Annotated in this window: 3 protein-coding genes; all 3 read left to right on the top strand. The window is 32.4% G+C overall.

Features of this window, described 5'->3' with window-relative positions; genetic code table 11:
- Nucleotides 1-92: 92 nt before the first annotated feature.
- On the top strand, nucleotides 93-707 hold the full coding sequence (locus HM983_RS15725; RefSeq protein WP_179346700.1) for a hypothetical protein: 615 nt from the start codon (nucleotides 93-95) through the stop codon (nucleotides 705-707).
- 149 nt (nucleotides 708-856) lie between these two features.
- Nucleotides 857-1,375, top strand: coding sequence for a hypothetical protein (locus HM983_RS15720; RefSeq protein ID WP_179346699.1), 519 nt, complete (start codon nucleotides 857-859; stop codon nucleotides 1,373-1,375).
- A gap of 201 nt (nucleotides 1,376-1,576) precedes the next feature.
- Complete coding sequence (locus tag HM983_RS15715) at nucleotides 1,577-1,864, top strand: YciI family protein (RefSeq protein ID WP_179346698.1); 288 nt, start codon at nucleotides 1,577-1,579, stop codon at nucleotides 1,862-1,864.
- Nucleotides 1,865-2,080: the final 216 nt, after the last annotated feature.

Below are 2,080 nucleotides of genomic sequence, written 5' to 3'. Positions count from 1 at the left end.
GCACTTTTGCTATCTTTCGGTTTACGTCGGAATAACACTGCGTGTCATTCCGTAACGAAACCATACACAAACACGTTGGCGTTAATTTAAAAATGACTAAAAGCATAACCTACATACTGATAATTTTGACATTGTTTTCTTCCTGCCTCGGGCCTTGTGAAACTGAACAAGAGTGGAATGTAGATATTTATACAATCAAAAAACAAAAATGTCCTGATATGGTCGCAGCGAATTATATCAAATACTCTGTTTATCTGGATAATGAAAGAAAAGGAAATTCCGCTTCTAAAAAGGACAACTGTACATTTACTTGGCAAGCTGAAAATAACCGATTTTTGACTTTGAATATCTGCGAAAATCGTGTGTCTGAAATTAAGCCAACAAAGAAATTGCTTGAATTTAAAAAGGTAGACTCTATATTGATTTATTCAAATACCATTAGACAAGTTAAACGACTAACTTCAGAACAAATTCAAAAGTTTACGTCTGACTGGAATAAAAGCAAAATAAGAGGATATTCGGAAAAACAATTTGATTCAGCTTTTCATTTTCATCCTGCATATCAATACAAATTGACCTTATTCTCTGAATCCAAAAAAACGGAATTTTATGGATATAACTATTTGATTTTGGATAGCTCTAATTGGAAATACGAAATGAGCGAATTTGGAGATTTGGAATATTTTAATGGATATTGGAATGAATAAAAAACTAACGCCAACAATGTGTATAATTCATTGCTAGTTATAGCCTACTTACGAAAGTCCTCGCGGACTTTCTATCTGTGATTTATTTGCTAACTTTCCGCTAAACACAACCGCAACGAAATCATACACTAGACCGTTGGCATTCATTTATGAAAAATCCGCAAACATATTTACTAATCCTAATTTTTATCATATTTGGATGTTCCCGAAATGAGAAAACCCAATTAAATGGAGTTTGGTACAACGTGGATTCATCTGAAAGAGAAAATTATTACGAAGCTCATATTACGGACACAGGGTTTGTTGTTGTTAATCAAACTGGATTGAGTTACTTATCTTCATATAATCTTAAAAATGACACTCTGATTCAATATATAAGAGACCCTTTTTCAAATCGAAAAATAATTGACACTCTGAAATTTGAAATTGTACGGAATCAAGACTCATTTGGAATGGTAAATACGATTAACCCAAATTCTAATTCTAAATGGACTAAAATACCGTATATAAAACCTTTCGAATTCTATGAAAATCAATCTGTGGACACATTTGCTTTAGGACTTAAAAAAAGATATTTTGAAAATTACGTTTCGAAATTTGTCCCTGAAAATTATGTGGATTACACAATGGACTATTTTGACATAGATTGGAGTTTAAAAAAGGAATAAAAACGAAATGCCAACACCGTGTAAAAATAATTGCTTGGTTCTTGCCTACTTGGAAAATCCTTCGGATTTTCCTCTGGTTCGTTCTATTTTTGCTAAATTAGGTGCTTAAACACGCAACTATTCTTACACAAAACCGTTGTGTGTCATACCCAAACAGAACGCAAATTGAATTTAATAAACGGACAAAAAACAGAAATCTAAATGTTCATTATAAACTTGACTTATAAAACCGAACTTGAAAAAATTGACAAATTTCTCAATGCTCATATTGATTTTCTAAATGAACAATATGAATTGGGACATTTCCTTGCTTCAGGACGGAAAATACCAAGAACAGGCGGAATAATTTTATCAAATGTCAAATCTAAATTTGAACTGGAGAAAATTATTGGAAAAGACCCTTTCAAGAAAAATGATTTGGCAGATTATGAACTGACTGAATTTGTACCGAGCAAAACTTGTGACGAGTTGAAATTCTTAATAGAATGAAAAAAGTACGAACACACAACAATGTATAACCGCAATTACGGCGGATTCGACTACGTCCGAATCCACTCGGAATTGCTAAAGTCTGTATTAAGCCGAAAAGTATGCGTAAATTAACCCGTAACTGACGGTTATACGAAACCGTTGGCAACAATTAAAACAAACTAAAATGGAACGATTTTATTTATCAATTTTTACGATTTTCTTCCTCAATATTGT

Source organism: Winogradskyella ursingii (genome assembly GCF_013403975.1).
GTDB classification, from domain to species: domain Bacteria; phylum Bacteroidota; class Bacteroidia; order Flavobacteriales; family Flavobacteriaceae; genus Winogradskyella; species Winogradskyella ursingii.
This window is presented reverse-complemented; position numbering and strand designations above follow the sequence as displayed.

Coding starts and splice junctions, on each gene's coding strand:
- HM983_RS15725 (WP_179346700.1), top strand. CDS start 93: ATGACTAAAAGCATAACCTACATACTGATAATTTTGACATTGTTTTCT.
- HM983_RS15720 (WP_179346699.1), top strand. CDS start 857: ATGAAAAATCCGCAAACATATTTACTAATCCTAATTTTTATCATATTT.
- HM983_RS15715 (WP_179346698.1), top strand. CDS start 1,577: ATGTTCATTATAAACTTGACTTATAAAACCGAACTTGAAAAAATTGAC.